Genomic DNA, 6529 nt, shown 5'->3' on the forward strand with positions numbered 1-6529 from the left:
CAGAACACTAGCCGGCATGGTCGAGGTTATTTCCGCGCAAAGAAAACCGCGACGCCCCGGGTTTCGTCGGCGTTCGTCGCGGTAATGGTCAGGCGGTTCTTTTCCGGATTCACCGTGGCGATTCCGCTGAACGCGGTGTTCACGGTGGCCGCACCCTCCGGGCAGCTTTCGCTGAACTGCGCCTTGTAGGCGTCGGTGTCGGCCATGGCGGCCAGGCTGCCCGTGTACTGGCAGCCGGTGGTCGAGTTGCCCGTCACCTCGCCCGCGGCGGCCACCGTCCATTGGGTCGTCTGGCTGTTGCTGCCCAGGGTCGTGCTCCAGTTGCCCGCCACGTCCGCCTGCACGGCGGGGTTGGCCACGGTTTCGCTTTGGTCGAGCACCAGGGGGTGGGGTTCACGCCCGTGAAGGACAGGCGCTTGGGAGTGGCCGTCAGATCCGGCGTGGCCGTGGCCATCGTCGGCTGGCCCACGGCATTGTCCGGGCTCAGCGCGTAGGATTTTCCGTTTGCCTGGCGGTCGTTGCGCACCAGCAGTTTCACGAGCCGGCTGCCGTCCTTGGCGAGGATCCAGGCGTCGGCACTGCCCGTGGCGTCGGGCATGATGACCGCCGTCATGGCCACAGTCGCGCCATCGGGCGTGACCCAGCGCCCTTTGAGTTGGGCCGGGTCGATGGTGTTGACGGGGTCGATCGCGCCCTCGTCCTCGTCCTCATCCCAGTCGCCGCCGCCGCAGGCGGTCAGCAGGGCCGAGATTGCCAAGACGGCCAAGGCTGCGAAAAAGAGGGGGCGGATTCGGGAGTGAACCAGGAGATCTGCCGGGGGTTGCGTCCTGGTTCGGGTTTGCATGGGTGGTTGCATCATTGTTGTTTCTTGTTTCTATCGGGTCTTGGAGGGGGCAGGGGGTTTCTCGTGCGCTGTGGCTGCGCGGCTGGTCGGAAGCAGATTGCGTGCTGCCCCGTGCATTGGCACGGTGGACTGCGGCATGTGCACTGCAGTTGCGGAGGGCGGCTGCCGTACTTCGGGAATGTTGCCCGGTCTGCCTCTCATCCCCTATTGAGGCGGTTCAGGTCTTCCAGCCGATTGCTGCCAGCTTGTGGCGGATTGGGTTCCTAACAGATAAGAGATTGCTTGTCACTAGAACTTATCAGGCTAGGAATTCTACCGGAATGGGAATAGGGGTTGGACAAACGGATGGACAAACGGGCAGACGCCCTGTGCTGGCTGGGCTGCGCCGGGGGCTCGACGATCCGGTGGGCCCCCCCGTGCTCCCCAAGTATTTACGGGACGGCGCGCAGTGCCTCGGACGCGGCCATGCGCTCGAGTTGCGCGCACACGTCGGCCATTCGGCCCGCAATGAGGAAGCGGCCCGTACCAGAGTCGGAAACATGTTGCAGCACTCTGGCCGGACGGGGGGCGGTTTTGTCCGCCGTCAACGGCGCAGGAAAGGCGGCGTTGCGGCTGTCGCCCATGCTGCCAGGTGCGGGGGAGCGGTGGTTTCCATGTGGTTGCGCGGATTCTGCCGCTCGGGCCATGGCCGCAGCGCCGTTCCGGGTGCTCGTCGGCCTTTCGGGATGCGTGGGACGCGTGGGGCACACGAACTGGCGCCTCGAGCGGGAAAAAAGATTTTGCAGAACGGAAAGGGTGAATAGGGCAATTTCCATGGGAAAACTCCAAGGGCCGGGGAAGAGGAAAGGAAGGGCGCCTGCGCGTTGGCAGCATCGGGTTCACATCAGCATGGTGTTGCGGATGAGCCCGACGGCAAGGCCCTCGATTTCAAAAGGCTCGCCGGGCTGGACCACGATGACCGGGTAATCGGGGTTTTCGGGCAGCAACTCGATGGCGGTGGCGGTGCGGCGCAGGCGCTTGACGGTGACGTCGTCCCCCAGGCGGGCCACGACGATTTGGCCGTTGCGCGCCTCGCGCGTGGCTTGTACGGCGAGCAGGTCGCCGTCCATGATTCCGGCGTCGCGCATGGACATTCCGCGCACTTTCAGCAGGTAGTCCGGTTTGCGCTGGAAGAGGCCGTTTTCCACGCTGTAGGTCTGTTCGACGTGCTCCTGCGCGAGAATCGGCGAGCCTGCTGCGACGCGCCCGATCAGGGGCAGGCTGAGTTGCGCCAAACCGGGAATGGGCAGTTTGAATGGGCTGCCACGCGCTGCGTTGATGGCGTTCAGCGCGTCGCTGTGCAGGCGGATACCGCGCGACGTGCCACTGCGCAGTTCGATCACGCCTTTGCGGGCCAGGGCCTGCAGGTGCTCTTCTGCGGCGTTGGCCGATTTGAACCCCAATGCGGTGGCAATTTCTGCGCGGGTGGGTGGGGCACCGGTGTGCGCAATGGCGGTCTGGATGAGTTCCAGAATCTGTTGCTGGCGGGCGGTGAGTTTCGGGTGCTCGTGCATGCTGCTCTCCAATGGGGTGGTTGCAGGAGTGAAAAAACTGGAATTTCATCCAGTTACTGTATTTTTCATCAGTTTTTCGGGGTATGCAAGTGGGCGCGCAAAAAATTGTGGTTTTGGGCACCGGGGGAACGATTGCGGGGACTTCGGCGCGGATCGGGGACAACCTGGACTACATCGCAGCCCAGTGCGGGGTGGAGCAGCTGCTTGCGGCGGTTCCCGCTTTGCAAACGTTCGCCGCGGGCACGCTGGTGGCAGAGCAGGTGGCCCAGATCGACAGCAAGGACATGGACTGCGACGTGTGGCGTGCGCTCGCCCTGCGCTGCGCGCAGCATTTGCAGGACCCCGCAGTGCGGGGCCTGGTCATTACCCATGGCACCGATACGCTGGAAGAGACCGCGTGGTTTCTGCACGCCGTGCTCGATGCGCGCAAGCCGGTGGTGCTGACCTGCGCCATGCGCCCGGCAAACGCGCTCACGCCCGATGGCCCCCAGAACCTGCTCGACGCCGTTGCCGTGGTGCAGGCCCCCGGTGCAAGCGGGGTGCTGGCCGTTGCCGCGGGCCAGTTGCATGGCGCGCAGCAGGTGCAAAAAGTGCATCCGTACCGGGCCCATGCATTCAGTTCGGGGGACGCAGGCCCCCTGGGCTGGATTGAGGAGGGTCGGGTGCGCCTGGCGCAGGCCTGGCCGCCGGCGCCAGAAAACAAATCCCGCGAGGTGCTTGAAAAATTGGCCCATGCCACGCGCTGGCCCTGGGTCGAAGTGGTCCTCAGCCATGCGGGGGCCTGCGGCATGGTGGTGGATGCGCTGGTGCGCGAGGGGGTGCAGGGCCTGGTGGTCGCGGGGACCGGCAATGGGTCCGTGCACCATGCCCTGGAGGCGGCCCTGCTGCGTGCGCAGAGCGCGGGGGTCCGGGTGCTGCGCGCCACGCGCTGTCCCGAAGGGCAGGTGCTTGCCCGACCCGGCGATTTGCTGCCCGCGTCCCGCGGCCTGTCCCCGGTGAAGGCGCGCGTTGCCCTGATGCTCGATCTGCTGTGAGCGCCGGCGGTCCCGGTAGATCAGCGCTCCGGGTTGGTTCGGCGAAACAGCAGGAGATAGTCGTTTTTGTCGGTGGGGCGGGAGATGCTGGCCTGGAACTCCCACTGCGCGGCGTCGGGCATGTACGCGGAGAGCGGCCACGCCGTGCCGTCCGCGAGCAGCCACTGGCACGCGCCCTGCGGGTCCGTGCGCTGCAGCGACAGCCGGCCGTGGTATTGCAGCGCCGCGACCTGCGCCCGGTTCAGGCGCAGCGTCTGGATGCATCCCGGCGCCGGACCCAGCGCCGCGACGACGCTGCGCACCTGCGGCCCATAGCTGCGCGCATAGTTCAGCAGGGGCAGCCACAGGGTCATGAGCAGCAGCCAGCCCAGCGTGGCGCCGCTCGCGGGCAGCACCAGGCTTTTCCAGATGGGGGCCCGGTCGCGCGCCGCGCGCCACCAGACCAGGCCGCACCAACCCAGGCTCGCGGCCAGGGCCACGAGCAGAGCCAGTGCCGAGAACTGCGGCACGAAGCCGGGCGCCAGCTTGGCCACGTTGGCCGCGGGTTTGGCGGGAAATCCGGTCTGCAGGGCGATCCAGATGACCCAGATTGCCAGCGCCGAGGTGCTGAAGAACAGCAGGGTGAACCAGTCGATCAGCGCTGCCACGCTGCGGCGCAGCGTCGGCAGTGCAAAGGCGGCCAGCGCGGCCATGGCCGGCAGGCCCGGCAGCAGGGCCCGGTCCGCGGGTCGGGTGCCGAGGGTGGCGGCGATGGACAGGCCCAGGAAGCACAGCGGCAGCAGCAGATGCCGGTGGCCCTGGCGGCTGAAGATCTGCCTGCGCCAGCGCCACATGGTCCACAGCGCCAGCGGCCATGCGGGCCAGCCGAACCACAGCAGCAAGCGCGCAAGGCTCTGCCAGTCCCTGAGCACGGAATCCAGGCCCACGATCCGCCAGCGCCACAGGTCCAGGCTCCAGGCCATCAGCGCCGCGGCCAGCGTGCTGGCCGCCAGCGCTGCGCCCCACCAGGACCGGCGGCGGTCCGTTGCGCTGCCGGATCCGGATGCATGGAACAGCAGCACCAGGCTCCCCGTACCCAGCAGCACCGTGAGCGCGGGCGCTCCGGCCAGTGTCAGCCCGGCCATGCCCAGGACCAGGGCCACGGTGCACGCCACGGGACGGTACGGCATGGCGGCCACGGCAAAGAAGAGCAGCGCCGTGCAACTGAGCTGGACCAGGTGGCCCGTGACTTCGTGCGACAGCTGCGCCAGGCCCAGGCAGGCGATCAACGCGAGCAGCGCGCCATCCGCGATGGCGCGGGCATAGTCGGTCGGACTCGCTTCCCCCCCGAACGCAAAGGCCACGGGCTGAGCCCCCGGGCTGCGTGCAAGGTAATGCACACCGTACCAAGTGGCCGCCAGCGTCATGAGCAGCAAGGCGGCAAACGGGACGCGCACGGCGAATTCGGCGGACATCCACGGCGGTGCAATGCGGATCGCCCACGCGCCCAGCCAGTAGGCAAGCAGCCCCTCGGTTTCGGGGGGCATGCCGCCCAGCAGGGGGCTGAGCCATGGGGTGTGCCCCCGGGCCAGTTCCAGCATGTAGCCGAAGGCCGTGATGTCGGCGCTCTTCCACGGATCGCGTCCCACGAAGCCCGGCACCACGTAGGCGATGCACAACAGCGTCAGCGCCCAGCGCGGCAGGGGGCTGACCGCATTCTGGGTCACGATGGCGGGGGTCGGTGGATGCACGTGCCAAGAATAAGGGATAAGGGCCGCCTGGAAACGGCGCTCGATCCGTGCAGAACCGGCCTTGCCGGGCCGCTATTGCTGCGTTCTCCCTGGGGGGAAGGCGCGAAGCAGGCTCAACGGGAGGGCATTTTGGACTGGAGCGCCCGCGCATGGACCGCCTGCGCCGGGAGTTCCCGGAGCAGGTGGTCGCTCCAGACTTGGCGCCAGAGGCGCGCGCCCGGCAGGCCGTGGCGCAGGCCCAGCATGTGGCGCGCGATGTGCGGCCAGGGCGTGCCGTGCCGGGCCGCTTCGCGCTCCATGTACTGCAACATCGCAAGCTCCACCCCGTCGCGGGTCAGCGGGCAGGGTTCGCCCCCGTGGTACAGCGCGTCCCAGCGGGCCAGCCACCAGGGGTTGTGGTAGGCCGCACGGCCTACCATCACGCCGTCGAGCGCGCGCAGCTGCTCTTGCACCAGCGCATCGCTGTCCATGCCGCCGTTGATGGCCAGGGTGATGCCGGGGAAGTCGGCCCTGAGCCGGTGCACCACCGCGTAGCGCAGGGGCGGGACGTCGCGGTTTTCCTTCGGACTCAGGCCCTGCAGCCAGGCGTTGCGCGCGTGCACGATGAACACGTTGCAGCCCGCGTCGGTGAGCGTGCCCACGAAGTCGCGCACAAAGCCGTAGTCCTCCTGCCGGTCCACGCCGATGCGGTGCTTCACCGTCACCGGCACGTCAACCTGGTCCTGCATGGCCCGGATGCAGTCCGCGACCCGCTGCGGGGCCTTCATCAGGCTGGCGCCGAACGCACCGCGCTGCACGCGCTCGCTGGGGCAACCGCAGTTGAGGTTGATTTCGTCGTAGCCCCATTGGGCGCCGAGACGCGCAGCCCGGGCCAGGTCGGCGGGGTCGCTGCCGCCCAGTTGCAGGGCCACGGGGTGTTCTTCGGCATGAAAGCGCAGATGCCGTTCGGTGCCCCCATGGATGACGGCGCCCGCGTGCAGCATTTCGGTGTACAGCCGGGTCCGGCGGGTCAGCAGCCGGTGAAAGTAGCGGCAGTGGCGGTCGGTCCAGTCCATCATGGGGGCGACGGACATGCGCCAGGGATTCGGGGTGGATGGCACGGGGAGAAAACCAAAAGCAGGGGAGGGCGCCCCTGTCAGCAGGGCTGCGGCGGGGCCATTGTCCCACCGCCGGAGTCCCACCAGTCCCGGCCCCGGCGCCCGTCACGCGGGCCGGGCGCTGGAGCGCGCCGCCACCCGCGCGCCGACCAGCGCAGCCGATGCCACGCCCAGCGCCAGCGCGCCGGCCGCGCCATGGAAGATGCCCGCGGCCAGGCTCCGATCGAGCAGGGCGCCAAAGGCCGGAGCGGCCAGGCAAAAGCCCAGGTCG

General features: G+C 68.2%; 7 protein-coding genes. 1 reads left to right on the forward strand and 6 read right to left on the reverse strand.

The window, feature by feature from the left end:
- Positions 1–26: 26 nt before the first annotated feature.
- From VTU_RS0124030 to lexA, 4 genes are all read right to left on the reverse strand, one after another.
- Positions 27–275 carry a hypothetical protein gene (locus VTU_RS0124030; protein WP_169315444.1) on the reverse strand — a complete coding sequence of 83 codons (249 nt, stop codon included), beginning with the start codon at positions 273–275 and terminating at the stop codon, positions 27–29.
- Positions 254–766: a hypothetical protein gene (locus VTU_RS33305; RefSeq protein WP_138928034.1), complete on the reverse strand. Its 513-nt coding sequence runs from the start codon at positions 764–766 to the stop codon at positions 254–256. The genes VTU_RS0124030 and VTU_RS33305 overlap by 22 nt, the downstream gene beginning before the upstream one ends.
- A 509-nt stretch (positions 767–1275) precedes the next feature.
- Positions 1276–1467 (reverse strand): hypothetical protein, encoded by a 192-nt coding sequence (locus VTU_RS0124040; protein WP_010110163.1) that lies wholly within the window; start codon positions 1465–1467, stop codon positions 1276–1278.
- A 255-nt stretch (positions 1468–1722) separates the two neighbouring features.
- Entirely contained in the window at positions 1723–2397 is a 675-nt protein-coding gene (gene lexA, locus VTU_RS0124045) for a transcriptional repressor LexA (protein WP_010110164.1), read from the reverse strand.
- An 83-nt stretch (positions 2398–2480) separates the two neighbouring features.
- Here lexA and VTU_RS0124050 point away from each other — a divergent pair, with 83 nt between their 5' ends.
- The gene (locus VTU_RS0124050; protein WP_010110165.1) at positions 2481–3431 is read left to right on the forward strand and encodes an asparaginase; all 951 of its coding nucleotides are present in this window, start codon (positions 2481–2483) and stop codon (positions 3429–3431) included.
- 20 nt (positions 3432–3451) lie between these two features.
- Here VTU_RS0124050 and VTU_RS0124055 read toward each other — a convergent pair whose 3' ends face one another.
- Positions 3452–5161: a hypothetical protein gene (locus VTU_RS0124055; protein ID WP_050809566.1), complete on the reverse strand. Its 1710-nt coding sequence runs from the start codon at positions 5159–5161 to the stop codon at positions 3452–3454.
- A gap of 113 nt (positions 5162–5274) precedes the next feature.
- Positions 5275–6261: a tRNA dihydrouridine(20/20a) synthase DusA gene (gene dusA, locus VTU_RS0124060; RefSeq protein ID WP_265597368.1), complete on the reverse strand. Its 987-nt coding sequence runs from the start codon at positions 6259–6261 to the stop codon at positions 5275–5277.
- Between the last annotated feature and the right edge of the window lie 268 nt (positions 6262–6529).

The organism is Verminephrobacter aporrectodeae subsp. tuberculatae At4 (assembly GCF_000193225.1).
Lineage (GTDB): Bacteria > Pseudomonadota > Gammaproteobacteria > Burkholderiales > Burkholderiaceae_C > Acidovorax > Acidovorax aporrectodeae.

Excerpts from the sequence above, each read along its gene's own strand:
- VTU_RS0124040 (WP_010110163.1), bottom strand. The coding sequence starts at position 1,467 with ATGGGCGACAGCCGCAACGCCGCCTTTCCTGCGCCGTTGACGGCGGAC.
- lexA (WP_010110164.1), bottom strand. The coding sequence starts at position 2,397 with ATGCACGAGCACCCGAAACTCACCGCCCGCCAGCAACAGATTCTGGAA.
- VTU_RS0124050 (WP_010110165.1), top strand. The coding sequence starts at position 2,481 with ATGCAAGTGGGCGCGCAAAAAATTGTGGTTTTGGGCACCGGGGGAACG.